This is a genomic window from Halalkalicoccus sp. CGA53 (genome assembly GCF_036429475.1).
Classification (GTDB): Archaea; Halobacteriota; Halobacteria; order Halobacteriales; family Halalkalicoccaceae; genus Natronorarus; species Natronorarus salvus.
In genome coordinates, this window is the sequence record NZ_CP144125.1 from 1,083,295 (window position 1) to 1,109,220 (window position 25,926).

Annotated in this window: 25 protein-coding genes; 8 read left to right on the top strand and 17 right to left on the bottom strand. The window is 66.5% G+C overall.

Annotated elements, in window-relative coordinates:
* Window positions 1-17: 17 nt before the first annotated feature.
* Window positions 18-206 carry a hypothetical protein gene (locus tag V2L32_RS06890; protein ID WP_331235741.1) on the top strand — a complete coding sequence of 63 codons (189 nt, stop codon included), beginning with the start codon at window positions 18-20 and terminating at the stop codon, window positions 204-206.
* Between the two features lie 313 nt (window positions 207-519).
* Here V2L32_RS06890 and V2L32_RS06895 read toward each other — a convergent pair whose 3' ends face one another.
* The 3 genes from V2L32_RS06895 to infB all read right to left on the bottom strand — a co-directional run bounded on the left by V2L32_RS06895 (window position 520) and on the right by infB (window position 3,968).
* A complete protein-coding gene (locus V2L32_RS06895; protein WP_331235742.1) occupies window positions 520-798 on the bottom strand; it encodes a DUF3006 domain-containing protein in 279 nt (92 codons plus the stop codon).
* Window positions 795-2,078, bottom strand: a complete 1,284-nt coding sequence (locus V2L32_RS06900; protein ID WP_331235743.1) for a ComEC/Rec2 family competence protein — start codon at window positions 2,076-2,078, stop codon at window positions 795-797. The genes V2L32_RS06895 and V2L32_RS06900 overlap by 4 nt, the downstream gene beginning before the upstream one ends.
* Before the next feature lie 96 nt (window positions 2,079-2,174).
* Window positions 2,175-3,968, bottom strand: coding sequence for a translation initiation factor IF-2 (infB, locus tag V2L32_RS06905; RefSeq protein WP_331235744.1), 1,794 nt, complete (start codon window positions 3,966-3,968; stop codon window positions 2,175-2,177).
* Window positions 3,969-4,118: 150 nt separating this feature from the next.
* On the opposite strand from infB, the gene V2L32_RS06910 reads away from it, so the two are divergent.
* From V2L32_RS06910 to V2L32_RS06930, 5 genes are all read left to right on the top strand, one after another.
* The gene (locus V2L32_RS06910; RefSeq protein ID WP_331235745.1) at window positions 4,119-6,035 is read left to right on the top strand and encodes a hypothetical protein; all 1,917 of its coding nucleotides are present in this window, start codon (window positions 4,119-4,121) and stop codon (window positions 6,033-6,035) included.
* Window positions 6,032-7,072 carry a hypothetical protein gene (locus V2L32_RS06915; RefSeq protein ID WP_331235746.1) on the top strand — a complete coding sequence of 347 codons (1,041 nt, stop codon included), beginning with the start codon at window positions 6,032-6,034 and terminating at the stop codon, window positions 7,070-7,072. Before V2L32_RS06910 ends, V2L32_RS06915 begins: the two co-directional genes overlap by 4 nt.
* Window positions 7,073-7,538: 466 nt before the next feature.
* Window positions 7,539-7,784 carry a PRC-barrel domain-containing protein gene (locus V2L32_RS06920; RefSeq protein WP_331235747.1) on the top strand — a complete coding sequence of 82 codons (246 nt, stop codon included), beginning with the start codon at window positions 7,539-7,541 and terminating at the stop codon, window positions 7,782-7,784.
* Window positions 7,785-8,243, top strand: coding sequence for an NOB1 family endonuclease (locus V2L32_RS06925; RefSeq protein WP_331235748.1), 459 nt, complete (start codon window positions 7,785-7,787; stop codon window positions 8,241-8,243).
* 43 nt (window positions 8,244-8,286) lie between these two features.
* Window positions 8,287-10,020, top strand: coding sequence for a MutS-related protein (locus V2L32_RS06930; RefSeq protein WP_331235749.1), 1,734 nt, complete (start codon window positions 8,287-8,289; stop codon window positions 10,018-10,020).
* Window positions 10,021-10,133: 113 nt separating this feature from the next.
* Here V2L32_RS06930 and V2L32_RS06935 read toward each other — a convergent pair whose 3' ends face one another.
* From V2L32_RS06935 to V2L32_RS06985, 11 genes are all read right to left on the bottom strand, one after another.
* Complete coding sequence (locus V2L32_RS06935) at window positions 10,134-10,451, bottom strand: hypothetical protein (protein ID WP_331235750.1); 318 nt, start codon at window positions 10,449-10,451, stop codon at window positions 10,134-10,136.
* A 124-nt stretch (window positions 10,452-10,575) separates the two neighbouring features.
* A complete protein-coding gene (locus V2L32_RS06940; protein ID WP_331235751.1) occupies window positions 10,576-11,124 on the bottom strand; it encodes a helix-turn-helix transcriptional regulator in 549 nt (182 codons plus the stop codon).
* 26 nt (window positions 11,125-11,150) lie between these two features.
* Complete coding sequence (locus V2L32_RS06945; protein ID WP_331235752.1) at window positions 11,151-12,455, bottom strand: O-acetylhomoserine aminocarboxypropyltransferase/cysteine synthase family protein; 1,305 nt, start codon at window positions 12,453-12,455, stop codon at window positions 11,151-11,153.
* 44 nt (window positions 12,456-12,499) lie between these two features.
* Complete coding sequence (locus V2L32_RS06950; RefSeq protein WP_331235753.1) at window positions 12,500-12,700, bottom strand: hypothetical protein; 201 nt, start codon at window positions 12,698-12,700, stop codon at window positions 12,500-12,502.
* Between the two features lie 23 nt (window positions 12,701-12,723).
* Window positions 12,724-14,130, bottom strand: a complete 1,407-nt coding sequence (locus tag V2L32_RS06955) for an NAD(P)/FAD-dependent oxidoreductase (RefSeq protein WP_331235754.1) — start codon at window positions 14,128-14,130, stop codon at window positions 12,724-12,726.
* A 192-nt stretch (window positions 14,131-14,322) separates the two neighbouring features.
* Window positions 14,323-15,276 (bottom strand): bifunctional 2-dehydro-3-deoxygluconokinase/2-dehydro-3-deoxygalactonokinase, encoded by a 954-nt coding sequence (kdgK1, locus tag V2L32_RS06960; protein WP_331235755.1) that lies wholly within the window; start codon window positions 15,274-15,276, stop codon window positions 14,323-14,325.
* Between the two features lie 483 nt (window positions 15,277-15,759).
* A complete protein-coding gene (locus tag V2L32_RS06965) occupies window positions 15,760-16,281 on the bottom strand; it encodes a hypothetical protein (RefSeq protein WP_331235756.1) in 522 nt (173 codons plus the stop codon).
* A gap of 44 nt (window positions 16,282-16,325) precedes the next feature.
* Entirely contained in the window at window positions 16,326-18,425 is a 2,100-nt protein-coding gene (mutL, locus tag V2L32_RS06970) for a DNA mismatch repair endonuclease MutL (protein WP_331235757.1), read from the bottom strand.
* Window positions 18,422-21,064 carry a DNA mismatch repair protein MutS gene (gene mutS / locus V2L32_RS06975; RefSeq protein WP_331235758.1) on the bottom strand — a complete coding sequence of 881 codons (2,643 nt, stop codon included), beginning with the start codon at window positions 21,062-21,064 and terminating at the stop codon, window positions 18,422-18,424. The genes mutL and mutS overlap by 4 nt, the downstream gene beginning before the upstream one ends.
* Window positions 21,065-21,124: 60 nt before the next feature.
* Window positions 21,125-21,325, bottom strand: a complete 201-nt coding sequence (locus tag V2L32_RS06980; protein ID WP_331235759.1) for a hypothetical protein — start codon at window positions 21,323-21,325, stop codon at window positions 21,125-21,127.
* Window positions 21,322-21,696: a cupin domain-containing protein gene (locus V2L32_RS06985; protein ID WP_331235760.1), complete on the bottom strand. Its 375-nt coding sequence runs from the start codon at window positions 21,694-21,696 to the stop codon at window positions 21,322-21,324. Before V2L32_RS06985 ends, V2L32_RS06980 begins: the two co-directional genes overlap by 4 nt.
* Window positions 21,697-21,762: 66 nt before the next feature.
* Here V2L32_RS06985 and V2L32_RS06990 point away from each other — a divergent pair, with 66 nt between their 5' ends.
* Complete coding sequence (locus tag V2L32_RS06990; RefSeq protein ID WP_331235761.1) at window positions 21,763-22,464, top strand: 5-formyltetrahydrofolate cyclo-ligase; 702 nt, start codon at window positions 21,763-21,765, stop codon at window positions 22,462-22,464.
* 67 nt (window positions 22,465-22,531) lie between these two features.
* The gene (locus tag V2L32_RS06995; RefSeq protein WP_331235762.1) at window positions 22,532-23,206 is read left to right on the top strand and encodes a carboxypeptidase regulatory-like domain-containing protein; all 675 of its coding nucleotides are present in this window, start codon (window positions 22,532-22,534) and stop codon (window positions 23,204-23,206) included.
* Window positions 23,207-23,217: 11 nt separating this feature from the next.
* Here V2L32_RS06995 and thiD read toward each other — a convergent pair whose 3' ends face one another.
* The 3 genes from thiD to V2L32_RS07010 all read right to left on the bottom strand — a co-directional run bounded on the left by thiD (window position 23,218) and on the right by V2L32_RS07010 (window position 25,892).
* Window positions 23,218-24,516, bottom strand: a complete 1,299-nt coding sequence (thiD, locus tag V2L32_RS07000; protein ID WP_331235763.1) for a bifunctional hydroxymethylpyrimidine kinase/phosphomethylpyrimidine kinase — start codon at window positions 24,514-24,516, stop codon at window positions 23,218-23,220.
* Window positions 24,513-25,544, bottom strand: coding sequence for an AIR synthase family protein (locus V2L32_RS07005; RefSeq protein WP_331235764.1), 1,032 nt, complete (start codon window positions 25,542-25,544; stop codon window positions 24,513-24,515). The genes thiD and V2L32_RS07005 overlap by 4 nt, the downstream gene beginning before the upstream one ends.
* Before the next feature lie 204 nt (window positions 25,545-25,748).
* The gene (locus V2L32_RS07010; protein ID WP_331235765.1) at window positions 25,749-25,892 is read right to left on the bottom strand and encodes a hypothetical protein; all 144 of its coding nucleotides are present in this window, start codon (window positions 25,890-25,892) and stop codon (window positions 25,749-25,751) included.
* Window positions 25,893-25,926: the final 34 nt, after the last annotated feature.

Below are 25,926 nucleotides of genomic sequence, written 5' to 3' on the forward strand. Positions count from 1 at the left end.
TGGACGACTAGTGGGCCATGTGGCGTCTCACCGCCGAGAACACCAACTCCCTCGCCCACCGCGTGGCCTCGGACACGCTCGTCTTCTCGTGTCGACACTGCGAGCACGGCGAGGTCGTCCTCACCGACATGATCGAGGAGGCCGCCGGTAGCTGTTCGGAGTGCGACGCGCGCTACGAGCTCTACGTCGAGGACCACGACGCGTAACCTCCCCGACCCGAGAGAACCGGTATACGTCGGCTGTCACCTCGCGTCGAACCCGTCCTCCCCCGGACCCACTCGTTTCGACTCGAACACGACCCGTGTGACCGTCCCCCGAGGCGTCGTCCCGACCCCGGACCCGGGTTCGGCGCGTCCCGGTCGCCCGTGGACCTCTCCGATTCTCCATCCGAAACCGTGGATCGAACTCCCCTCTCGCGTCAGACAATCGTTTCGTATCCGAGACGTCACACCGAGGGTCGTCTCCCCCGTAAACCGACCCGTCCGAACGACCGTCGGTACCGGTCTACGACCGCCCCCATCAGTTCTCCGGGTCGTCCGGCCGGCGCGAGAGCCGGTCAAACCGGCTGCGGGCCGACTCCCGACGCTCGTCGGTCGCCGTCCGATCGGGTTCGATCGCCTCGATCGCGTCGTCGCAGACGGTGATCTGACAGACGGCCCCCCCGGAGACGCCCTCCGGAAGCTCCTCGGGGCCGAGGTGGAACTCCTCGATCGGCTCGCCCTCCGACTCCACGATCACCACCGCGAGGCCCTCCTCGATCCGGTCGACGACCGCCGTGTACTCCCCGTCGTCGATCACGCGATCACCGCCGGTCCCGGGAGCCAAGTCGCGTCTGTCTCCCACGCGATCGGTGAAACGGGCGGAGCGCTGACCGTGGCTTCCGACTCGTCGTACAGCGCGAGCGGGTCAGTCGTCGCCTCGCTCTCGGTCTCGACCGCGAGGTCGGAGCCGTCGCTCTCGATCACGACCGTCCCGTGGACGGCCGTCCAGTAGCTCTCGATCCCCCGGTCGGCGAATGCATCTAGCACCTCGTCGTGCGGGTGTCCGTACTGGGACTCGTAGGCGGCCGAGATCAGCGCGATCTCCGGTTCGACGCTATCGAGGAACGCGGGCGTCGAACTCGTTGCGCTCCCGTGGTGGCCCGCGTGGTAGACGTCGGCGGCGAGTTCGTCGCCGTGGGCGTCGACCATCCGTGCCTCGGCGTCCTCCTCCGCGTCGCCGGTGAAGAGGAACGCCGTCTCCCCGAACGCCAGGTGGACCGAGAGGCTGTTGTAGTGGAGGTCGTCCGGTCGGTCGCTCTCCGCCGGCGGGTTCAGCACCTGAACGTCGACGCCCTCGATCGGTATCTCGTCGCCCTCCTGGGCGTCGATCAGGTCTACCTCGTGCTCCTCGACCGCGTCGAGATACCGGTCGTACGTCGCGGAGGTGTGGGGCACGCCCGAGTCCCACGCCTGACCGATCCCGTCGCCCTCGGTCTCGAAGTGCTCGATCACCGCGGCGTGGCCGCCGATGTGGTCGGCGTGGCCGTGCGTCGCCACGAGGTAGTCGATCCGATCGATTCCCTCCCCTTCGAGATACTCGATGACCCCCGAGCCGTCCTGCCGCCAGTCGCCGGTGTCGATCAGCATCGTCTCCCCACCCGGCCCGATGATCAGCGTGGCGTCGGCCTGTCCCACGTCGATCATGTGGACCTCGACCGACCCGTCGACCGGTTCGGTCTCCGTCTCCTCCTCGGCGTCGGTCGTGTCGTCAGGGGTTTCCTCGTCGGGGGACTGTTCGTCGTTCGCCTCCGTTCCCTCGTTCGCTTCGGCACCGTCCTCAGCGTCGGCGTCCGACGCCGGGTCCTCGTCGTCCGAGTCCACGGCCGTATCGACCTCCTCGGCGGTACCGTCGTCGGCTTCAGCGTCTCCGTCGTCGACTCCATCCGCCGCGTCGTCCGCATCGTCAGCGGCGTCCTCGATACCCTCCGGCGTCTCCGTCTCCTCGGGTGTCTCGTCGCCGTTCGTGACGTCCTCCCCGGCACAGCCGGCGAGCACGAGACAGAGGGCGACGACCACGACGAGGAGGTGACTGCGCATACACCGGGGAGGGCGGCGTCGAATGTATAGCTTCAGATAGCTCTTTTATCCAAGGTGTAAAAAGGCCTCAGAATGGGGCGGGGGCGGACGGCCGCCTCACTTGCCCCAGAACGGGTCGCGCTTTCTGCGCTTCTCCAAGTACATCGAGAGTACCTCCCGCTCGTCGGCGGCGATCTCCTCAACCAGCTCCTGTTCGAGGATCTTCGCGTGTTTCTCGGGCAGTTCGATCCAGAGTTCGTCGCCCTCGTCGATCTGGCGTCCGACCGTGGGTCCGTCGATGGCGACGCTCACCCGGTCGCCGCGGGTCGCGACTCCCACGTCCTCGCCCTGCTCTTGAATCCCCTTGATCTCGCCGACGCGCTTTGGTTCCTGGCCCTCGAACAGCGCGACGTGGGCGTTGGTCTTGATCCGCCCGCCGAGCACCTCGACGCCGACGACCGCCGGGTTGTTCTGCCGGAAGACGTGATCGCGGAGGATTCGAAAGCGACCCGGACGGGCGATCTTCTCGAGGATCGTCTCCTGCTGGGAGCGCGCGCGTTCGGTGACGAACTCGTCGTACTCCTCGACCAGCTGGTAGATCACCTCGTCGTCGAACAGCCGTACCTCCGACTCCTCGAGAGCGCGCTCGGCGTCGGCGAGCACGTCCACGTTGAACCCCAGGATGACGCGGTGGGCGGGGTCGTTCGCCGTCCCCGCGACCGTCACGTCACGGGGGGCGACGTCGCCGACCTCCGCACGCATGATCGGCACCGCCGCCTCCTCCAGCGCGTCGGCCATCGCCTCCAGACTCCCCAGCGTGTCGGCCTTCACGACGACGCCCTCGTCCTCGGTGCCGACGTCGATCTCCGCGAGTTCGGCCTCGACCTCCGCGATCACGTCCTCGAGCGGACGGTCGCGAACCACGCGCACCGGCGCGCCGGCCATCGCCGCGTCCAGATCGGGCGCGGCGATCTTCAGTCCCGCCGCCGCGGTGACCGAGTCGACCCGCTCGAACCGCTTTTCCGTGCGGATCTCCGCGAGCGGACGCGGCTGGAGCAGCGCCCGCACGTCGGTGACGATCGGGTCGTCCTTGCCCCCGACGACGATCGTCTCGTCCTCGCGCACCGTCCCGTCGTAGAGCACGACGTCGAGGGTGGTCCCGAAGCCCTTCTCGTCTTTCACCTCGAGGACCGTCCCCGCGCCCGGTCCGGCGACGTCGATCTCCATCTCGGTCTTCATATACCTTTGAGAAAGGCCCATCAGCACGGTGAGCAGGTCGGGGATCCCCTCGCCGGTCTCGGCGCTCACCGGGACGACGCCGACGTTGCCCTGGAAGTCGGTCACCCGCCAGTAGAGATCGGCGGAGAATCCCATGTCGCTCAGGTCGCCGATGATCTCGTAGAGCCCCTCGTCCAGCCGCCTCCTGGTCCGGTCGCTCTGGGACTCGTAGGTGCCCTGGATCGGGGCGTTCTCGGTCGGGTTCCACCCCGGGGTGGTGTCCACCTTGTTCGCTGCGACGATGAACGGCGTCTGGGAGTTCTTCAGGATCGTCACCGCCTCCTCGGTCTGGGGCTGAAACCCGTCGTTCACGTCCACCACCAGGATCGCGATGTCCGCGAGCGCCCCGCCCCGGGAGCGAAGCGTCGTAAAGGAGTGGTGACCGGGCGTGTCGATGAAGAGCAAGCCAGGTAAGTCGAAGTCGGTCGGGTCGACGAGGCTGCCCGCCACCTGCGAGACGGTTTCCAGGGGCACCGCGGTCGCCCCGATGTGCTGGGTGATCGCGCCGGCCTCGCCGGAGGCGACCGCCGAGCCGCGGATCATGTCCAAGAGGCTGGTCTTGCCGTGGTCGACGTGGCCGAGGACGGCGACGATCGGCGTTCTGAGCGACTGTGAGTGGGTCGTTTCTGCCATGAGAGATCACCGAGAAAGGGTCGTTATCGTTCTCACGCGCCGGATGGACAATAAGGCTTTCAACTCGATTCGTACGCAGAACCCACCCGTTCCGCTCGTCCGTGTCGCCGCGAGTTCAAATACGATCGCGAAGCAGACTCGGCGAGTCACATGAAACGAAATGGTGGCTGGAACCTGGAGAACAGGACGAGACGATCGGTACTGCGGGGGTCCGCCTCGATCGGACTGCTCGGCGTCGGCTCGTCGGTCGCGTCCGCGGACGGGAGGTCGACCCACCCGAACGACGCACCGACCACCGTTGGAGATCGAGTCGAACCGACTGAACGGATGGGTGTGGGTATCGCCACGACGAGCACCGACCAGACCGCGCTCGTCATCAAGGACTGTCACCCGTGGGACGCGACGGCCAACGAAGACGCCCTCGCCGAGCATGGTGTCGACGCCTCCGTGAGCACGACCGGGACACTGGGCGAACACGACCTCACGGCGTACGATCTGATCGTGATTCCTTCGACCCAGAGCGAGGACTACTACGAGGCGCTCGCGGCCCAGCGCGACAGCCTGACCGAGTTCGTCGAACGCGGCGGCGTGCTCGTCGCACACGTCGGCATCGCAGGCTACCCCTGTACCGCCTGGGAGGTCGATCTATTCCTCCCCGGGGGTGTGGGCTCGCACCTCGAGTACTACGAACCGGTCTCGGTCGTCGATCCCTCGCACCCGATGCTGGGGGAGTTCTCCGACTCGGACCTGAGCGACTGGGGCTCGTCCACACACGGCTACCTGACCGACCTCCCCGCGGGTGCCTCGGTGCTCGCCGGTCTCGGCTTCGATCCCGAGGGGTACCCGACGGCGATCGAGTACGAGGTCGGAGACGGCGTGGTTCTCGCGACGACGCAGACGATCGAGTGGCCCTGGTCGCCGATCAACACCCACGGTGCGGGGACGAAGGAGTTGTTGCGAGCGGAGTTGGGGTATGCGAAGGAACTAGCCGGTGATGCTCTCCTCGATGAGATTCGAGAGCGAAAACGAGCGAAACTCGAACTGGCCGAGAGTGTAGACCGCAACGGAATTGGATTCGTCTCGGACCGTGCGCTGGCGGCTTCGGCACTCGACGGTCTCCTCGCTTCGGTTGAGGATGGTTCACTTGACGGTGAAATTGTCGACGAGGCTATCGAGCGAATGATTCTTGGAGAACAAGTCACTGATATGGTTCTCGCAGGAGCGGGTCCTGGAGAGTCCGAATTTCTTGATTCGGATGCCAACCTCTCGAGCCAGACGGCGATGAACGCGGTCAACCCCGTCCTCGAACTCCTGTTTGCTGGCATTTCCGTTTTGAGAGCAGCACGAGCGATACCGATGGTACGGGGTTCGGCTGATCGTGCTGTCAACGCAATCGCGGATTTCGTCGCCGACACCGCGGGGCGGTTCAGTGCATCGTTAGAACGACTGATCAGACGACGTGGCGAGTCTGCAGGGTATGAGATCCTCGGTGCCGCAGAGAGTGAAGCGTCCTCGAAAGGGAAGGAGTTGGCTGAAGAGGAATTCAAGGAGATTCGAGACGACGGAGCAACACTATTTCTCGAAGACGACAGCGACGTGATCTTCGAGGATTTTCTATTCAACGAGGAGTATGATTACGAAGGGTACGACACTGAGCCCCTCACCGAGAGTCTTGAATACTTGATTTCTGCGTTGGATCATACCGATGGAGGCCCTGATTACTCTGGAACTATTTCCGCGGCTGAAAGATCGGCAAAAAACGCGATTGAAGGGATCAACGAGATCTGTGATACTATCTCGACCGATTTGGAGGAAGGACTGATGACTAGTATCCTCACTCGGCTTGATATTCTCGTTCCACTAATGACGGTTGTCGCTTTTCTTGCCGGCGTCACTGGAGTATTAGCGGTGCCAGGCGCGATTGCAGCGTTCGCTGCGGGGTTAGCAAGTCTTACCGTTGGAGTTCTCTTCGGCATGGCGCAGTGGGGTAAGGGGACCACTGCTATTTTGAATATCAGGTACAGAAACCAGTGGGCGATGCGAGCTATCACGGAGCCCTCAGCATGAACACACAAATTCTCAAGACTCTGGAGAATCTGGAAGAAGCGATTGAGGGTAACGCATACCATGATGCAATCGACATTACTGAAGCCCTGTACAATGCGTACGATAACCATCAGCCGAGAGAGCGTCTTCTAATAGAGCGAGCGAAGACTGTTGAGCGTACCGTAGGTGAGCCTGATCCGAAGGTATCGAAGTACTTAGATCAAACGACGACGGCTGCCCTCAATCGTGCTGGGCTCTCGTTGGGTCTCGGTGTTGGCTTAGCCGTGCCATCGGAGAGATCCTCAGAGCTGGTCGGGATCGTGGCCGACCTTCATCACAGGGAATCAGAAGTACTCGCTGCCTCCAAGGACGTAACGGATGTACTATGGTCGAAATCAATCCCTGCGGCTGTTACGGTTGGGTCCGCAATCGTCTCCCCATCTCCCGTGCTACGTGGCCAGGATGCGTTGGTTTCATTCACTCTTGTCAATCCTGGTGACGAACCTGCAGAGGGCGTCACGGTGTCCGCTGAGCTCTCGTCGGGAGGCGACTATCAGGAAGATGAACTAATTATTGATCCCGTCACCACCGAGTCCGTGGAATTTCGGTTCGAAGATCTCTCTGGAAGTGGATTTGAGGTGGTGCTAACCGCTACAACCGACGACTTGCGAACGGCCGAAAAGAAAATTATTGTTGAGACGTTCTCGAAGTCCATGATCGTAGAACTGGTTTCGGACCACCTACATCACTTAGAAACTACTGTCAATCGATCACGATTAGCCAATCGGGGGAAGAAGCGACGGATTCTCTCTCGAATTGACGCGAGCAAGCAGAGTGTATCACGCGCTGAAAAGCTGTTGATTGAGGGACGGGTTTCTCAGTGTGATTCACAACTCGAGACGGCGAGCAGGCAACTTGGCTCTCTCCTCAATTATATTGAAGGAAGTACGAACCCCGACCGAGAGGAGAACGCGAAGCCATATGTCAGTCTGTTCCTGACCGTTGAGGAGACTATCGATCTCTTGTTCGACGCACAAAAGGCGTCAGTAGAGGCTTGAACGATGTCGATCATCGCACCACTCGTAGTCGCGATTCTGTTCTCCCTTCCGCTCATAGGTACGATCACATACGTGGTGTGGCGTAATCCAGAGATCCGTTCTCATTCTCAGTTCTCGAGGGCGATCGGGATCTTCGTCGCGGGGCTGCTTTTTACAGCCGTGTGTGCGATCGCTACAGTCGGGGTTTCTTATAGGGCTGTCGCTGGAAGTGAGTTAGTCGACCTTGCTCTCCTTCTTCAGTTGAGCGAGTACCTTGCGGTCGGCATACTCGTCGGGTTCTGTGTCACCCTAGGTTCCTGTGTCTATATACTACGATTGCCGAAACGTGCAAGAGCACCCGATCGAGTATAGATTCATCATTCCATCTGTAACTATCTATCGTGGCTGATAAATCGAGCGTTCGGAGCTTCCGGATTGACGCCCGCCCGTGGCGTTTATTACCCACGCCTCGTATCTCCGAGGTACGATGCCGGACATCTTAGCCGAGAACCTCTCCGGGAAGTCGGTGATGGGCTCGGACGGAACCGAACTGGGCATGCTCTACAACATCACGGTCGACCTGAAGACCGGCGAACTCCACGATCTGGTCGTCACGCCGGACGGCAACTCACAGATCGGCGAGGTCGGCTTCGAGGCCGACGACGAGGGCAGGTATCGAGTCCCGATCAGCCAAGTGCAGGCGGTCAAAGACTACATCGTCGTCAAACGGTAAATGTACGTCCTCGATTCTTCGGCGTTCATCCACGAGTACCACACCACCGAGCAGACGGCGACGATCCCGCTCGTGAGAGAGGAACTCGCCGACGAGCCCTCGTACCGCTACGACGCGATGGAGGGGTCGGGGATGCACATCCACCTCCCGAACGACGAGACCGTCGAGACGATCCGCCGGGCCGCCCGCGAGTCGGGCGACCTTGAGGTGCTCTCCGATACCGACGTACGACTGCTCGCGACCGCGTTCGAGTTGGACGGAACGCTCGTCACCGACGACTACGCGATGCAGAACGTCGCGGAGCGACTCAACGTCTCCGTCGAGGTGATCGCCCGCGACGGGATCGACGAGGCCCGCGAGTGGATCTTCCAGTGTCAGGGCTGCGGTCGCGAGTACGACGAACACCACGATCGGTGTGACATCTGCGGTACCGAACTCGCCCGGAAGAACCCGAGCTAGCTCGGACCGATACGACCTAACCCCCGGCGCCCGACCGTCGGGTATGCGTCTCGTCGACTACTGGGGTGTCGGCCCGAAGACCGCGTCGCTCCTTGAGGAGTCGCTCGGCACCGACCGGGCGATTGAGGCGATCGAATCCGCCGACGTGCGCGCGATGGTCGATGCCGGCGTCCCCTCCGGACGGGCGACGCGCGTACTCCGCCGGGCGAATGGCGGTGCCGGGATGGACGTGCTCGCGACCGCCGACACCCGATCGGTCTACCGCGACCTGCTCGCGCTTGCCAGAGAGTTCGCCGTCACCGAACGTGCAGAGGACCGGATCCGGGTACTCACGCCGATGCTCGACCGGGAGGCGATGACCCGGCGGCTCGACCGGATCGAAGCGACGAGGAAGACCTGGCGGGCGCTCGACGACGAGACCCGCGAGGCGGTCGTCGACGCCTTCTCCGAACCCGAGGCCGCCACGAGCGAGCGTGCTGCCGTCGAGACCGCGCGTGCGCTCTCCGATCTCGGCGTCTCGGAGGGTGTCTTCGAACCGATCGTGGACCTCCCGGACGAAGAGCTCCGGGACGCGGCCAGGGCACTCTCCGCGCTCGGCGAGCGCGTCGAACCCGGTGCGGACAGCCGACTCGACACCCTGCGAGAGGGACGGACGGCGATCGAGACGCTTCGGGGAAACACCGTCGACGTCGTCGAGTCGATCCGCGAGGGCGGCGTCGGCGGGAGCGAGGAGTTCCGCGAGGCGTACGTCGAGTACGTCGTCGGGGAGACGGGAGTGGACGCGACGCGCATCAGAGACCACACGCCGGACGGGGCGACGGACGCCGGCGAGTTCGTCGACGAGGCGCTCTCTGCGCTCGCCGGTGACATCGAGACGGCGCTCGAGGAACGCGAAGCGGCGGTCGAGGCCGATCTCAGGGCGGCGCTCTCGGAATCCGCGGGGACTGTCGAGCGGGCGACTCACCTCGTCTCCGATCTCGCGCTCTCGCTCTCACTCGCACGGTTCGCGGAGGCCTACGAACTGGTCCGGCCGACGTTCACCGGGAACGGGGTCGCCGTGGAGAACGCACGAAACCTCTCGCTGGTCGCCTCGGGTGCCGAGGTCCAGTCCGTCACCTACGGGATCGGAACGCACGGGATCGGGGGACCACCCACGGAGGACCGAGTGACGGTCGTGACGGGCGCGAACAGTGGGGGGAAGACGACGCTGCTCGAGACGCTTTGCGAGGTTCAGTTGCTCGCACAGATGGGGCTGCCGGTGCCCGCCCAGCGCGCGGAGGTGAGCGTCTTCGACGCCATCGTCTTCCACCGCCGGCACGCGAGCTTCAACGCTGGGGTGCTGGAGTCGACGCTCCGCACGGTCGTTCCACCGCTGTCCGACGACGGCCGCACCCTGATGCTCGTCGACGAGTTCGAGGCGATAACCGAACCGGGGAGCGCCGCGAACTTACTCCACGGCCTCGTCACGCTCACCGTCGACCGCGGGGCGCTCGGCGTCTTCGTCACCCACCTCGCCGACGACCTCGAGCCCCTCCCGGAGGAGGCGCGGGTCGACGGCATCTTCGCCGAGGGGCTCACGACCGACCTCGAACTGGACGTCGACTACCAGCCACGGTTCGAGACGGTGGGGCGCTCCACCCCGGAGTTCATCGTCTCGCGGCTGGTCGCGGGTGCAACGGACCACGGCGAACGGGCGGCGTTCCAGACGCTCGCGACGGCGGTCGGCGAGCACGCCGTCCAGCGGACCCTGCTCGACGCGGAGTGGACGGAGGACTGATCCCCGACCCACACCGAGCGGGACGGCGCCGAAACGGGCTGCTCGACCGATGTAGACTCAGCTCAGAATCGTGAGAAGGGGGGGCCGGGTGGCTTACTGGTGACTCCGGTGTTCTATCGGTGGTGGCCACGGTGTTCGGAGTGCGGTCCGCGGTCGTGGTGTGCGGCATCGTGGTGGTTCGGGCTATTGCCCCGGTGTTCTCCGCCGTCGTGGTGCGGTCCGTCACCGTGGTGTCCGCCGGCCGCGTGTCCTCCCGCACAGTCGGCGTGATCGCCCACCGAACCGCCTCCGGCCATCGGACTATCACCGTTCAGCGGACCGTCCCCGACCGTCGGTCCGTCGGCCATCGCTCCGGCGTCCGCGGCGGCCAGTCCGACGCCGACGAGCGCGAGCGCAACGAGGGCCGCGATCAGGAGTGCTGTGGTTCGCATGTGGATTTCCTCCGAGTGAACGGAGACGTCCTCGCGATTTGAGGCTGTGGGCGAGAACGAGCGTCAGAGATCGGCGTAAAACGTTCGTACACCGATCTAAGCGTTCTTTTTACTACGCAAACGTTCACCGCTCCCGTTCGCGGGGGGTCGCCAGTTCGCCCGGGTAGATCCGATACGTTCGACCCTGCCGTTCACGGTAGAGTAACCCCCTGTCCTCGAGTTCGCTCACCGTCTGGCTCACCTTCGCCTTCGAGAAGTCAGAACGCCCTCGCAGCTCGACCTGCGTCAGCCCCGGCGTCTCCAGTACCGGTTCGAGCACCCGACGTTCGTCCTCCGGGAGGACCGAGAGCACCCGGTCGACGTCGTCGGTCCTCCCCTCTCCGACCGATGCCGTCAGTTCCGTCCCGTCTTCGGCCGACCCGTCCGTCGCCGTCTGCCTTTCCTCGCCGTCCCTCCGAGGCTCCGTCAGTCCGTCCCGACCGATCGCGTAGAGGCCGACGACGACCGCCGCCGCGATCAGACCTCCGAAGAGGTAGACGGCACCCGCAGCGCCAGCTCCACCGTGCATCCCGTCCATCCCCGTTCCTCGGCTGGTCCACCAGCCGATCACTCCGAGAAGGACCAGCGCACAGGAGGCCGCTCCGACGAGCAGGTCGGCACTCGCTCGTTCCATCGTCTCCCCCTAAACGACGCTTCGACCTACGGCTTGCGGTCGCCCTCGCTCGCCGCCTCGATCGCCTGCTCCAGATCCGCGACGATGTCCTCGGGGTCCTCGATCCCGACCGAGATCCGAACCATGTCGTCGGTGGTGCCGCTCGCGAGCTTCTCCTCCTCGGTGAGCTGCTGGTGGGTCGTGCTCGCCGGGTGGATGATCAGCGTCTTCGCGTCGCCGACGTTCGCGAGCAGGCTCGCGAGTTCGACCTCGTTACAGACCCCACGCCCGGCCTCGTAGCCACCCTCCAGCCCGAAGGTGATCATCCCGCCGTAGCCGCCCTCGAGGTACCGCGTGGCCATCTCGTGAGTCTCGTGGCTCTCTAACCCTGGATAGTTCACCCACGCGACCTCGGGGTGATCCTCCAGGAACTTCGCGACACGCTGGGCGTTCTCGCAGTGTTTGGCCATCCGGAGAGGGAGTGATTCGAGCTTCTGCAGCGTCGTCCAGGCGTCGAACGGCGACTGCTGGTTGCCGAGGTCGCGGAGCCCGCGGGCGCGGGCGGCGAAGGCGAACGCAGCGTCGCCGAACGTCTCCCTGAAGTTCAGCCCGTGGTAGGCCGGGTTCGACTCGGTGATCTCCGGGTAATCTCCACCCTCCCAGTCGAAGTTCCCGGAATCGATCAGCGCCCCGCCGACCGTCGTTCCCGCGCCCGTGAGCCACTTCGTCGTCGACTCCCAGACGAGGTCCGCGCCGTACTCGATCGGTTTACAGAGCGAGGGCGTCGCGAACGTGTTGTCCACGAACAGCGGGACGTTGTAGCTGTGTGCGATCTCCGCGATCCGCTCTATGTCCGGGGTGACGAGCGCCGGGTTTCCGATCGTCTCGCAGTGGACGTACGCCGTGTCCTCGTCGATCGCTTCGTCGTAGGCTTCGTAGTCGAGCGTGTCGACGAACCGCGTCTCGATCCCGCGGCGGTCGACCGTGTGCGTGAGGTAGGTGTAGGTGCCACCATAGAGCGCGCTCGCCGAGACGACGTTGTCGCCCGCCTCCGCGAGGATGAACGTCGCGAGGTCGAACGCGGCCATCCCGGAGGCGGTCGCGAGCGCCGCGACGCCGCCCTCGAGGCTCGCCAGTCGCTCCTCGAGCATCGCGTTCGTCGGGTTCATGATCCGCGAGTAGATGTTGCCCGGCTCCTCCAGCGCGAACAGCCGCGCGGCGTGGTCGGTGTCCTCGAAGACGTAGGATGTCGTCTGGTAGATCGGCGGCGCGCGCGCGCCGGTCGTCGGATCCGGCTCCTGGCCCGCGTGGACGCTTCGCGTGTCGAACCGCCGGTCTGAGTCCTCGCTCATACCCTCCCCTCACGGGCGACCGACGTAAAACCGCCCTCCGATCCTCACCCCTCGCGCCAGGGCTCGGGGGCGATCCCGAGCGAGAGGACGAGCGGACGGTAGGCCGCTCCGACCACCAGCGCGACGAGGACACCGACCCAGAACGGGATCGCGAACAGCACGTCGAGGACCACGATCACGACGAAGACGAGCGCCATCACCGCGAGGTAGTGGGGTGCGACCGCACGGAGACCGTCCCGATCCATGTCGAGGAGACGTCGGCGAACGCCTAACCCCTTCCGCGTCGCTCGATCGTCCGAGCCGCCTCGCGGAACAGCCCGTCGAGTATCTCGGGGGTCGTCGGGTGGTACGCTCTGTCGGGGAGGTCGCGGACGTCGAGGCCGAGTTCGATCACGACCTGCATCGTCTTCGCCATCGCGTCGGCGTGGTAGTGCATCCCCTGGTAGCCGATCACCGTTCCGTCGGTCCCGACGACGAGCGTCGCGAGACCCTCGGGGACGTCTTTCGTCTCGAACACGCCGTCGTCCGACGCCTCGCGGGTGACGGCGACGTGGTCGATTCCCGCCTCCTCGACGGTCCACTCGGCGTGACCGAGTCGGACGTACGGGTAGATCCCGAGCCCCGAGAAGATCACGTGGTGGTGGAGGGGCTCGTACTCCCGGAGCGCTTCCCCCCGGGCGTGCGCGAGGAGGTTCTCGGCAGCGACGAACCCCTGTTCCTTCGCGACGTGCAGGATCGGCTCGTGGCCGTTCGCGTCCCCGACGACGAACACCGTCGGATCGTCCCTGGCCTGCATCGTCGGGCCGACCCACTCCCCTTCCGGGTCGATTCCGGCGTTCTCCAGGCCGAGCCCGTCCAGGTTCGGTTTCCGCCCCGTGAAACAGAACAGCTGATCCGCCTCGATCTCCGCGTACTCGTCGTTGCGGTCGGTGTGGAGTCGAACGCCGCCGTTCGCGGTCGCTTCGATCCGCCTCTCGTCCGTCTCGGTCAGGACCGTGATCCCGAACTTCTCCCGGTAGAGATCGAGCAGCCGGTCGCCGTAGGTCGGATCGGCCTCGTCGATCGGCCGTTCGTCGTGTTCGATCACGGTGAGCTCCATCCCGGCAGCCTCCGCGAGGTACGGGACGAGTTCGATCCCGACGTAGCCGAAGCCCATCACGACGCCGTTCTCTCCGAACTCGGCCGTCGAGAGCACGTCCGCGCTCGTCAGGAACTCGACCTCGTCGATCCCCGGCAGGTCCGGGACGTTCACCGACGACCCGGTCGCCACGACGACGTAGTCGGCGTCGATCTCCCGGTCGGCGACCGTTACAGTGCTCGAATCGACGATCCGGGCGGTCTCGTGGAGGAACTCGACGTTCTCGCGTTCGGCGAGGTCGTCGACGGCCGCGCGGCGGTGGGAGGCGAAGCCCGAGACGTGGACGTCCTTCGTTTCGACGACCGCCTCCAGGTCCACCTCCGGGGTACCGACCACCCGGTGGTCGTCCCTGGCCTGGAACCGATGGGCGCCCGCCGAGAGCACCTCCTTCGAGGGCATACAACCACGGAGAATACAGAGGCCGCCGCCGGGGTCGCCGTCGTCGACGAGCGTGAGCGTCACGTCCTCGTCGGCGAGTCCCTGTGCGACGGCGACGCCAGCGCTCCCGTACGCACCGATGATCACGACGTGGGTCATACCGTGTAGATGGAGCGGCGGTGGTTAGCCGTTTGGTCGGTCGTGCGCGGCCGACGAACACGCGCTCGGGATCGACGCACCTCTCCGGCGCACCTCCTCTCGGAGGGGTTCTCCTCCACGACGGCGACGACGATCGTTCGTGCGGACGGGACCCCACCACCCCCGCCCGTCCGGTAACCCGTACCCCGAGCGTCAGCGCGAGATGTCCGTCGTCTCCTCTCCCCGTACGCGTTCGACCTCCTCGGGACCGACGAGCGCCACGTCGCCCGGGATCGTCCGACAGAGCGCTGCGGTCGCCGCCCCGTACGAGAGCGCGCGCTCGATCCCGTCTCCCTCGATTCGGCGGGCGAGGAACGCCCCGACGAACGCGTCGCCCGTTCCGATCGGATCGATCGTCTCCGTCTCGAACGCCCGCTGTTCGATCGCCTCCCCCTCGCTCACCGCGAGTGCCCCCTTCGCTCCCCGGGTGAGGACGACGGTCTCGAAGTCCCACTCCTCGGCTAACCCCGTCGCGATCCCCTCCGCTTCGCCGTCGGTTCCGAGCACCTCCCTCGCGTCCCGCTCGGCGACGACGAGCGTGTCGACCGACGCGAAAAGACCCTCGCAGACCTCTCGTGCCTCCGCCGGCGACCAGAGCTTCGAGCGGTAGTTCAGGTCGAACGCGGTCTTCACCCCGGCCTCGTTCGCCCGAGAGAGCGTCTCGGCCGTCGTCCCCGCCAGGGTACCGGAGAGTGCGGGCGTAATCCCGCTGGTGTAGAAGACCTCCGCACCTTCGATCCGCTCCATCGGGAGCTCCTCCGTCTCTGCCGTCGTGACCGCCGCGTCGGATCGGTCGTAGATCACGTTCGTTCCCCGGGGATCGCCCGCGAACTCGAGGTAGTAGGTGCCCTGACGGCCCTCGTCGGACCAGACGACGTCGGTCTCGATCCCGTAGCGTGCGAGATCGGCGACGACCCGCTTTCCGAGTACCGAAGCCGGGAGTTTCGAGGTCCAGAGCGACGGCGTTCCGAGCCGGGAGGCGGCGACGGCGACGTTGCTCTCGGCGCCCGCCGCCCGCACCTCGAACGCCTCCGCTACCTCGATCCGGTCGTGTCGCGGCGGCGAGAGCCTGAGCATCGTCTCGCCGAAGGTCACGAGCTCTGTCATGGTCGGCGTTCGCGGCGTGCGATAAAAACACCGCCTACTCGGTGCGTGTCCCCCCGCCCGGGAGTGACGAGAACAGGTACGGGTCGATCCGTCTCTCGTGGGATCTCTGTTCGAAACCCCTCGCCCACGCCCTGGACGAGCTCTATTCACACCGATCGAAAACCCGTGGCCGTACGAGTGCCACGGAGACTCGTTCCCCGCGATCGCCCCGAGACGACGCCAGAGGCACGGCGAGGCGACCTCCCTCGTGTGGCCGCTTTCACTGTCCGTACAGTACCAGCGCCCAGTCTCACATGATCATCCGTGAGAAAGAGCACGGTGGTTTACCAGTAAACCAATCTCGAACACCGTGGTTTACTATTCAACCGAGGGGTGGTGTACGGTGGACGGGTCCTCTCTCGGTCCGGAAATAAGGACCCACCGCTCGGGTTCGGAGACGGTGTACCGCTGGAATCACTGTCACACCATCCGACCAGCGACGCCTCAGCGGTCGGTCCGCAGGTCGTGATCGCTGTTCCCACCCCGGTGGACGTGTTCGGCGACGATCTGGTCGTCGTCCCCGGGATCCACCCTGATCAAGAACGTGTAGAGGAAGGCGTCGTCGTGTCGCGACGGTCGGGTCACACAGCTATAGGAGCGGAGACCGTCGTCGATCGTCTCGACGCCAGTGACGTGCAGTCCCGAGGAACTGCCCGAGCCGATCACCTGCGCGACGAGCAGACACTGCTCATCGAAGTCGGTCCGCACGACGAACTTGTTGCCCGCGTTCGAGAGCTCGGTCGAACGGCGTTCGCTCGCCTCCTCGGCGTTCGTAAACAGCGCGAGCGCGGGCCGGTACCCAGATCCGAGCGTATCGGCGTCTCCCTCGACTCTGTACTCGTACTCCAGACTCTCGGCCGGGCGCGGACAGCCCCGAACCCGAGCGAGCGCGGCGGTACAGCCGGCTGTGACGGCCAGCGCACCGGTCCCGACCGTGGCGAGGAGGCGACGTCTGGTGGAGGACATCGGCCGAGCTATGATATATCGGAAAATAACACTTTTCCCGAGCGTCACTCGCTTCGGCGATCCGCGTGGCCGGGGTAGTCCCGCTCGAACCGGTCACCGATCTCCTCGCCGTCGATCCGGACGAGCACGGGTCGGCCGTGCGGGCAAGCGTAGGGGTTCTCGCAGGCGTCGAGCGCGGCCAGTAGCTCCACGACCGAGCCCTCCGTGAGCGAGGTGTTGCCCGTGATAGAAGGGTAACAGGCGAGGTCGGCGAGCAGCGCGTCGGCGGTCGCCTCGACGGTCGTCTCCGGATCGCCGTCGAGGACCGCGGAGAGCGCGTCACGGAGCAGGTCGGGACCCAGCGTCGCCGAGGCGACGCTCGGAACGGTGGTCACGGTCACGTCCCGGGCCTCGCGGCTCGCGGTGAATCCTACCCGCGAGAGCGCCTCGCGATAGTCGTCGAACAGTTCTGCCTCGCGGGCGGTCAGCTCCACGCTCACGGGCTCGACGAGCGCCTGCGTGGTCGTGGTCTCGGCGAACTGATCGCGAAGACGCTCGTAGTTCACCCGCTCGTCGGCGGCGTGCTGGTCGACCAGCACCAGTCCGTCCTCGGCCTCGCAGACGAGGTAGGTGTCCGCGAGCTGGCCGAGCACCCGGAGCGACGGGAGCTGTTCGAACTCGCGGTCCTCGACCGGCCCACCCTCGATGGTCGTCTGCGTCGTCGCCTCGAATCGGGAGTTCTCCGCTCCTCCCACCGAACGGTGGCCGTCCCCCTCGCCCTTCAGGAGCGTCCAGTCACTCCCCTCCGAGCCGGTCCGGCTGACTCCCCTCTCCGACCCGTCCCGTTCGTCGGATTCCGGAGCCACCCCGCCCCGTGTCTCCCCCGACCTCGGTTCCCCCGTACCCGATCGCTCTCGTCCCGCCCGAGCCTCCGTCGTATCGCTCGCGCCCGAGCGTTCTCTGCCCTCGTCGTCCGGCTCTCCCGGACCCGACGAGATAGCGCGATCGGACTCGGACTCGACCGTATCCCCTCTTCCGTCGTGCCCGGTGGTCTCTCCCACGTCCCCTCCTCGGTTCTCCACCGATTCGGGTTCGACCGCCGTCTCCTCGGGTTCGGATCGTCCCCGCGGGGCCGACCGTCGGATCGACCCGCGTTCGCGCAGGGCCGCTTCGACCGCCCGTTCGACCGCTCGTTTCACTCCGTTTTCGTCGTCGAACCGGACCTCCATCTTCCGGGGGTGGACGTTCACGTCGACGCTCTCGGGGGGAACCGAGACGAACAACACCGCGAACGGGTACCGACTCGGCGAGAGCTGCCCCTCGTACGCCGAGAGCACGGCCTCGCGTAGCAGCTTCGATCGGACGTACCGCCCGTTGACGTACGTGGAGAGGTAGGTCGAACCCGCGCGCGTTACTTCGGGTTCGCTCACGAGCCCCGACACCGCCGAGAGCGACTCCGTCTCCGGCTCCGCGTCCACGTCGACCATCCCCCGGGCGACCTCCCGCCCGTAGACCGAGAGCACGGCGGTCCGGAGGTCGCCCTGGCCGGTCGTGGCGAACACCTCCCGACCCTCGTGTTCGAGCGAGATCGAGGTATCGGGATTCGCGAGCGCGTAGCGCGTGACGACCGTGTTCACGTGGTCGAACTCGGTGGGCTCGGTCTTCAGGAACTTCTTCCGGGCGGGCGTGTTGTAGAAGAGGTCGGTGACCTCGATGGCGGTCCCCTCTGGCGGTCCGGCCGGTTCGACCGACTCCACCTCGCCGCCGACGAGCGTGAGCGTCGTCCCGGCTCCCTCGCTTCCCCTCGGTCTCGTGGTGATCCGGGTCCGCGAGACCGCGCCGATCGTGTGTAACGCCTCGCCACGGAACCCGAGCGTCTCGACACCCGCCTCCAGATCCGAGATATCTCGGATCTTGCTCGTCGTGTGCTGGCGGACCGCCTCGCGCACCTCGCTCTCGCTCATCCCGATCCCGTCGTCCGCCACTCGAATCCGGTCGATCCCTCCCGAATCGACCTCGACGGCGATCCGGCTCGCGTCGGCGTCGAGGCTGTTCTCGACGAGCTCCTTCACGACCGAGGCGGGGCGTTCGACCACCTCGCCCGCGGCGATCCGATCGACGGTCTCGGGATCGAGCCGGCGGATCCTCGGCTCGTCGTCGCTCACTCCGAGTCCTCCAGTCGGTCGCGCCAGCTCTCGACCCGTCGCATCAGCTCGATCGGCGGGGTCGAATCCAGGTCGAGACCTCGGATCTCCCCGATCACGTCCTCGACCTCGGGATCGGCTTCGGGCTCCGGACTCCCCCCATCCGGCTCGTCGTCGCCGTCGGCCGTCGCCGTCCGCATGCTCCCCGAACCGACGTCGAAGACGACCTGTTGCGTCCCTCGAGACCCGCCGCGGGCCTCGATCGGCTTCTCCTCGCGCAACCGGTCGAGCACGTCCCGCGAGCGCTCGACGACCGGTGCCGGCACGCCCGCCAGATCCGCGACGTGGACGCCGTAGGAGCGATCGGTCGGGCCCTCGCGCACCGTCCGGAGGAACGTCACGTCGCCGTCGCGCTCCTCGGCCGCGACGTGGACGTTCGCCACGCCATCGAGGTGGTCGGCGAGCGCCGTCAGCTCGTGGTAGTGCGTCGCGAAGAGCGTCGTCGCGCCCACCTCGTTGTGGAGATACTCGGTGGTGGCCCACGCGATCGCCACCCCGTCGAACGTCGAGGTTCCCCTGCCCACCTCGTCCAAGATCACCAGCGACTTCTCCGTGGCTCCGTGGAGGATGTTCGAGAGCTCGGCCATCTCCACCATGAACGTCGAGCGCCCACCCGCGAGCTCGTCGAGCGCGCCGACGCGCGTGTAGATCCCGTCGACGAGGCCGATCCGCGCGGACTCGGCGGGCACGAAGCTGCCGATCTGCGCCAGTAAGAGGATCAGCGCGACCTGCCGCATGTAGGTGGACTTCCCGCTCATGTTCGGCCCCGTCACGAGCAGCACCCGTCTCTCCCCGTCGAGCCGGGCGTCGTTCGGGACGAATTCGGTACCTGCCTCGACGACCGGGTGTCGACCCCTCTCGATCTCGATCGACCCCGATTCGACTACCTCGGGTCTGACCCAGCGGCTCTCGGCGGCGTGTGTCGCGAGGCTACAGAGCGTATCGACCGCCGCGAGCGCCCGACCGGCGTCCTGTAGCAGTTCGGCACGTCCGGCGACCCGGTCCCTGAGCTCGCAGAACAGTTCGTACTCGAGTTCGCCACGGGACTCCTCCAGCCTGAGGACGTCGCGCTCGCGTTCGGCGAGTTCGGGTATGGTAAACCGAACCGAGTTCTTCAGCTCCTTTACCCGCTCGTACTGCTCCGGAACGTCGTCGGCCGCCGACCGACCCACCTGGATGGTGTACCCTTCCGTGCTGTTCCGGTTGACCTGGACGTGGCTCAGCCCGTGCTCGCGCTTCTCCCGGTCGGCGAGCGTCTCGATCCACCCCAGTGCGTCCTCGTGGCGTTCGATCAGATCGTCGAGCTCCTCGTCGTACCCCCGTCGGATCAGCCCGCCCTCGCGCAGCGTCTTCGGCGGTTCCTCCGCGAGCGCCTCCTCCAGTTCGTCGTGGAGCACCCTGGCCGCCTCGCTATCGAGGTCCGCGAGGACCTCGCGAAGCGGGGAGTCGGCGAGCCGCGGGTCACGTTCGACAGTCTCCCGCACCCGCGGGAGGACCGCGATGCTGTCGCGGACCCGGAGCAGCGCGTTCGCGTCGGCGCTGCCGTGGCTCGCGCGGCTCGCGAGCCGCGCGAGGTCGTAGGTCGTTCCGAGCACCTCCCGAAGCTCCTCGCGGGCGAGCGCGGACTCACAGAGCGCCGCGACGCTCGCCTGTCGGCGCTCGATCGTCGCGAGCGAGCGTCTCGGTCGACGGAGCCACTCGACGAGCAGCCGACCGCCCGCGCTCGTGACCGTGTGATCGATCGTCGCGAGCAGCGAGCCCTCCGTCCCGCCGGTCATCGTCTCCGTCAGTTCGAGGTTGCGCTGGGTGGTCGCGTCGAGCGAGACGTGGTCCTCCCCGGTGTAGGGAGTGAGCCGCGTCATCGACGCGAGCACGCCCACGCCGGTCTCCTCGACGTACGCGAGCACCGCTCCCGCGGCCGTGACCGCCGGTCCCTCGTCCTTCAGGCCGAGACTGGAGACCGTCTCCCTCCCGAACTGCTCTCGCACCCGGTGGGTCGCCCGACCGGGCGCGAACGCCTCCTCGTCACACGTCGCGGGCGAGGCACCCGTCCGTTCGCACAGCTCGTCGAGGAGTCCGTCCTCCTCCCGGACGCCGGGCCCGCAGAGCACCTCGACCGGGGCGAACCGGTAGCACTCCGTGACCGCCCGCTCCGCGCTCTCGACGTCCGTCACGAGAAAGCGCCCGGTCGTCACGTCCGCGAACGCGAGGCCGTACCGGTCACGAGAACGGACGACGCTCGCGATGTACGTCGCCTCCGCGTCGCTCGTTTCGAGCAGCGTGCCGGGCGTCGCGACCCGGACGATCTCGCGTGCGAGACCCTCCTCCGTCTCGTACTGCTGGGCGACGGCGACCCGGAACCCGCGCTCGACGAGCGCTTTGAGGTAGGGCGTGAGCTCGCTCACCGGCACGCCCGCCATCGGATACGACGAGCCGTGCGAGGACTTCTGTGAAACCCGCAGGTCGAGCTCCGCAGCGACGCGCTCTGCGTCCTCGCCGAAGAACTCGTAGAAGTCCCCACACTGCATCATCAGCAGGTCCGCGCCGCTCTCCTCTTTGAGCGAGAAGAACTCCCCCACGATCCCCGTCACCTCCGTCATGTCTCACCCTGTCGCCGGGTCGGGTGAAAACGCTGTGGTTTGCGCTCCGGAAGTGAACCGCTACTCGCCCTCGGCGTAGAGCCGCACCAGCCCACACTCCGGACAGACGTAGCCGTTTACCGGGAGCGTCTTCTTCGCGAACCGACCCAGAAACCCCTCGCTCGGTTCCTCGGTCCTGAACCGGACGGCGCTGGTCCCGTGGTCGACCACCTCGCCGCCTGCCATCGTCACGCCGCAGTCGGGACAGCGCCGCTCGTTCATTCCTCGATCGGTCGGCCGTCGCCCTCGACCGCCGGCGCGCCGACGATCAGCCACCGGTGGATCCCCTCTCCGGTGTCGTTGAGCACCTGTCGCGGCGTCTCCGGCGGGATCCGCACGGCCGTCCCCTCCGGTACGTCGTGGACCTCGTCGCCGATTCGGAGCCGCCCGGGTCCGTCGAGCGGGAGATAGACCTCCTCCTGTTCGGCCTGGCGGTGATAGCTCATCGCGTCCCCCGGCGAGAGGTACCACACCTTCGGGACCATCTCGGTACAGCCGAGTTCGCCCGCCAGGTCCACGTGGTCGGTGCCCGACCCTGCGGACGGTTTCGGGTCGACGTCGCCGATCGCCACTGTGCTGAACTCGTGTGCCATACCCCGCCTACTCGTAGCCGCGCCATAGTTCCACAGGATTGAGGTGAGGGCCACCCTCTACCCGATATGAACAAACAGGCGCTTCGCGATCGAGTCTGGGACGCGCTCGAAGAAAGCGGGGAGGCACGGTTCCCGTTCCCGCCACACGGCCGGATCCCCAACTTCGCGGGGGCGGCGGAGGCCGCGGATCGGCTCGCCGAGCAGGAGGAGTGGCGGGACGCCGATACACTGAAAACGAACCCGGACGCCCCACAGCTCCCGGTTCGCAGACGCGCACTCCGCGAGGGGAAGACGCTCTACATGGCCCAGCCCCGACTGAAGAGCGAGAAACCGTTCCTCAGGCTCGATCCCGCGGCGGTGACGGACGTCGACGAGGCGACCACGGTTTCGGGCGTCTCGAAACACGCCGTCCCCGTGGGTCCGGAGGCGGTCGAACCGATCGAACTCATCATCGCTGGGAGCGTCGCCGTGACCGAAGACGGTGCCCGGATCGGGAAGGGCGAGGGCTACTCCGATCTGGAGTTCGCGGTGCTCCGGGAGTTCGATCTCGTGGACGAGGAGACCACCGTCGCGACGACCGTCCACGGGATGCAGGTCGTCTCCGAGCGGGTCGAGACCGACGATCACGACGTCCCGATGGATCTGATCGCGACACCGGAGCGTAGCCTGCGGCCGGCGCCGGGATCGAAACCCGCGGGTCTCCTCTGGAACCGGCTGGACGAGGAGCGAATCGCGGAGATCCCGGTGCTCTCGCGTGTCCGTCGGTAGGGAGGGAAACGCCAGCCCTTGCAGGCCTGCGGGTTACCCGTCTCGCGACGGTACGTGGCGGTGAATCATGTCCGAGAGACGACTCAGCAGACGGCGATTCGTCGAGGCGACCGGTGCGATCACGCTCGTCGGCCTCGCGGGCTGTGCCGACGACGAGGAGGACCCCGAGGAGACGGACGACGATCCCCTCGACGAGGAGGACGACGACGTCGAGGACGACGGCGTCACTGACGACGAAGAGGACGACGGCATCACCGACGACGAAGAGGACGACGGCATCACCGACGACGACGAAGAGGACGACGGGATGACGGACGACGAGGAGGAAGACGACGAGGAGGAGTACACGCTCACGGTCACCGTCGAGGACGACATGGGTGAGCCCGTCGAGGACGCGACCGTCACCGTCGAGGACGAGGAAGGATTGCTCGGGGGTATCTGGCCCGACGAGGAGGACGAGGCCCAGACCGACGCCGACGGCGAGGCGGAGGCCACCGTCACCGACGGCGAGTACACCGTCGTCGTCGAGCACGACGAGTACGACGAGGCCGAAGAGGAGGTCGAGGTCGACGGGATGGACGAGGAGGTCACCGTTACACTCGGCGACGAGGAAGAGGACGACGGCATCACGGACGATGACGAAGACGACGGTGTCACGGACGACGAGGACGAGGACGAGGACGACGGCATCACGGACGATGAAGACGACGGCGTGACCGACGACGAAGACGACGACGCCTGATCGTCGGTCGCCTATCTTCTCGCGTCGAGAACGATCCCGACCCGCTCGACGAGCGTCTCGGCGTCGGGTGCGAGGACGGTCGCGGTCGGCTCTCCGCTCTCGCTCCGGTCGTACACAGCGAGGGCGACCGCCGCGGAGTCGAAGGCATCCCGGGGCGGTCGACGTGGGTCGGCGAGATTCACGACGGCTCCGTCGAGGCTCTGGAGTCGATCTTCCACGCGCTCGTCACGGGCGACGGTCGCGGCGAACCTGACCGTCGTCTCGCCCTCCCTGGCGAGGAGCAGGTGGTCCACGGTGTGACACGCGAGCCCGTACTGGACCGCTCTCCCCCCTGTCTCCGAACCGTCCCGGGCGAGCGTCGCCCCCGCGGTGTCGGAGACCGTCTCGGCGTAGGGGGTCGCTCCGACGACCCCTCCCTCGGATGCGAGCCGCGTACGGTCGAGATCGAGAAATCGATCGACGAGCCACGAGACCGTCTCGGCGGTCGTCGCGCGTTCTGCCCGGTCGCGGAGTTCCACCAGGTGGTGGACCGGCCCGGGACCCGAACCGACGTCTACGGGATAGCGCACGGCGCGCTCCATGAACGCGAGCGCGCTCGAGACCGACTCGGAGAGCGACTCGCCGCGTGCGAGCCGTGCGGCGATCGCCGCCGAGAGCGTACAGCCCGACCCGTGGGTCGCCTCCGTCTCGATCCGCGCGTGACGGTAGGTCCCGATCGCGCCCTCCGTGACGAGGACGTCGAGGACGTCCTCGGTCGGCATGTGTCCGCCCTTCACGAGCGCGGCGTCCGCGCCCATCTCGCAGAGCGCGTCTCCCGCCTCGATCGCGCTCTCCTCGTCGACCGGTTCGATCCCGGTGAGCACGGCAGCCTCGTCCGTGTTCGGCGTGACGAGCGTCGTCTCCGCCAGCAGCGCCTCGTAGGCGTCCTCCGCTTCGGGCTCGAGCAGCCTGTCGCCCGTCGCCGCGACCATCACCGGATCGACCACGGTCGGGAGATCCCGGTCGGAGAGGGCGTCCGCGACGGTCTCGATCACGTCCACCGTCGCGAGCATCCCGGTCTTCACGGCGCCCACCTCGAAATCGGAGAGGACGGCGTCGATCTGTGCTTCGATCTCCCGTGTGGGGAGGACGTGCGAGGAGTGGACGCCGCGGGTGTTCTGTGCGGTGACCGCGGTGATCGCGCTCGTCCCGAAGACGGCGTGGGCCTCCATCGTCTTCAGGTCGGCCTGGATACCCGCACCGCCGCCGGAGTCGCTCCCGGCGATCGTGAGCCCAACCGGGAACGCGACCGGTGCGACCCGGCGGCTCACCGTGTCTCCCCCCGTTCCCCGATCCCTCGCTCGAACGCCGCCCAGAACGGGTCGCGCTCGGGCGGTGTCGCGAACTCGCCGTCGACGGAGAGTCCGCTCCCCTCGCTCACCTCACCGACCTCACTTGCGACGATCCCCTCCGAGGAGAGCGCGTCGAGGACGTCGTCGACTCCCTCCGGGGGCACCGTCAGCAACAGCGTCCCCTCGCTAATCGAGACCCAGGGGTCGATCCCGAACGCCTCGCAGACGGCCTCGACGCCGGGTTGGATCGGGATCCGCTCCGTGCTGACGTCGATCCGCACGCCCGCCGAGCGGGCCATCTCGGTCAGCCCGCCGACTACGCCACCCTCGGTCGCGTCGTGCATCGCGCTCACTGGACCCGCGGCCGAGGCGACCAGCGCGTCCCGGACCGGGCTCATCTCCGAGAACCGTTCCTTCCCCTCGTCGATCGCCGCCTCCTCGACGCCCCACTCGCGCAGCAGCTCCTCGAACTCGACGGCCAGGAGCGCCGTCGCCTCGATCGCCGGTCCTTTGGTCACGAGGACGCGGTCGCCCGGTCGGGCGCCGTCGGGTCGGACGAGATCCTCGGGCTCGCCGACGGCGATCGAGGTCGCCCCGCCGACCATCGGGTAGTTGCAGCCGGCGTAGCGGGCGGTGTGGCCCGTGACGACCGAGACGTCTACTTCCCTGGCCTCCCGGTCGAACGTCTCCCACACCGTCGCGAACTGCTCGTCGGTGATCTCGGGGGGCAAGTTGAAGTCCACCGAGAGGTGCGTCGGGGCGATCCCGCTCACGGCGACGTCCGCGAGCAGGATGTGGATGGCGAACCAGGCCGCCCGCTCGAAACCGAGTGATGGCATGACGAACACCGGATCCGTCGCCAGTACGACGACCTTCCCTCCGACCTCGATCGCGCCGAAGTCGACGCCGTGCTGTGGCGAGACGACGACGTCCTCGCGCTCCGCGCCCAGATGCGGGTAGATCCGCTCGTCGAAAAAGGAGCGGTCTACCTTCCCGAGTTCTCCCATGAACGGACGAGACTACCCGAAACCACTTATACGGCCGGTTGTGGCCACTCGCTGGCAGGAGCCGGTCGAGTGACGATGGGCGGCTCTCGGACACACCCGTCCGCACGGCGGATCGTGGATCCTTCGCACGTCTCGACAGCTGGATCGCGGTCGCAATCGAACCCCCTCTCCGGGGACGGGTGAACGGACTCGCTCCGAACGACGCTACTCCACGACGTCCGCGATCGGGGAGATCGAGTCCGCCTTGCACTCGTAACAGAACTCGGGTTTCGACGCGTAGGGAGTGCCACAGCGCCGGCACGCGAACTCGTAGCGGCCCCCGTCCGGATCGACCGTTTCGTGTGTCATGATCGCACCCTACAGAGAGACTGATCGACCGCGT

Coding starts and splice junctions, on each gene's coding strand:
- V2L32_RS06890 (WP_331235741.1), top strand. CDS start 18: ATGTGGCGTCTCACCGCCGAGAACACCAACTCCCTCGCCCACCGCGTG.
- V2L32_RS06900 (WP_331235743.1), bottom strand. CDS start 2,078: ATGCGCAGTCACCTCCTCGTCGTGGTCGTCGCCCTCTGTCTCGTGCTC.
- infB (WP_331235744.1), bottom strand. CDS start 3,968: ATGGCAGAAACGACCCACTCACAGTCGCTCAGAACGCCGATCGTCGCC.
- V2L32_RS06910 (WP_331235745.1), top strand. CDS start 4,119: ATGAAACGAAATGGTGGCTGGAACCTGGAGAACAGGACGAGACGATCG.
- V2L32_RS06915 (WP_331235746.1), top strand. CDS start 6,032: ATGAACACACAAATTCTCAAGACTCTGGAGAATCTGGAAGAAGCGATT.
- V2L32_RS06920 (WP_331235747.1), top strand. CDS start 7,539: ATGCCGGACATCTTAGCCGAGAACCTCTCCGGGAAGTCGGTGATGGGC.
- V2L32_RS06925 (WP_331235748.1), top strand. CDS start 7,785: ATGTACGTCCTCGATTCTTCGGCGTTCATCCACGAGTACCACACCACC.
- V2L32_RS06930 (WP_331235749.1), top strand. CDS start 8,287: ATGCGTCTCGTCGACTACTGGGGTGTCGGCCCGAAGACCGCGTCGCTC.
- V2L32_RS06935 (WP_331235750.1), bottom strand. CDS start 10,451: ATGCGAACCACAGCACTCCTGATCGCGGCCCTCGTTGCGCTCGCGCTC.
- V2L32_RS06940 (WP_331235751.1), bottom strand. CDS start 11,124: ATGGAACGAGCGAGTGCCGACCTGCTCGTCGGAGCGGCCTCCTGTGCG.
- V2L32_RS06945 (WP_331235752.1), bottom strand. CDS start 12,455: ATGAGCGAGGACTCAGACCGGCGGTTCGACACGCGAAGCGTCCACGCG.
- V2L32_RS06950 (WP_331235753.1), bottom strand. CDS start 12,700: ATGGATCGGGACGGTCTCCGTGCGGTCGCACCCCACTACCTCGCGGTG.
- V2L32_RS06955 (WP_331235754.1), bottom strand. CDS start 14,130: ATGACCCACGTCGTGATCATCGGTGCGTACGGGAGCGCTGGCGTCGCC.
- kdgK1 (WP_331235755.1), bottom strand. CDS start 15,276: ATGACAGAGCTCGTGACCTTCGGCGAGACGATGCTCAGGCTCTCGCCG.
- V2L32_RS06965 (WP_331235756.1), bottom strand. CDS start 16,281: ATGTCCTCCACCAGACGTCGCCTCCTCGCCACGGTCGGGACCGGTGCG.
- mutS (WP_331235758.1), bottom strand. CDS start 21,064: ATGACGGAGGTGACGGGGATCGTGGGGGAGTTCTTCTCGCTCAAAGAG.
- V2L32_RS06980 (WP_331235759.1), bottom strand. CDS start 21,325: ATGAACGAGCGGCGCTGTCCCGACTGCGGCGTGACGATGGCAGGCGGC.
- V2L32_RS06985 (WP_331235760.1), bottom strand. CDS start 21,696: ATGGCACACGAGTTCAGCACAGTGGCGATCGGCGACGTCGACCCGAAA.
- V2L32_RS06990 (WP_331235761.1), top strand. CDS start 21,763: ATGAACAAACAGGCGCTTCGCGATCGAGTCTGGGACGCGCTCGAAGAA.
- V2L32_RS06995 (WP_331235762.1), top strand. CDS start 22,532: ATGTCCGAGAGACGACTCAGCAGACGGCGATTCGTCGAGGCGACCGGT.
- V2L32_RS07005 (WP_331235764.1), bottom strand. CDS start 25,544: ATGGGAGAACTCGGGAAGGTAGACCGCTCCTTTTTCGACGAGCGGATC.
- V2L32_RS07010 (WP_331235765.1), bottom strand. CDS start 25,892: ATGACACACGAAACGGTCGATCCGGACGGGGGCCGCTACGAGTTCGCG.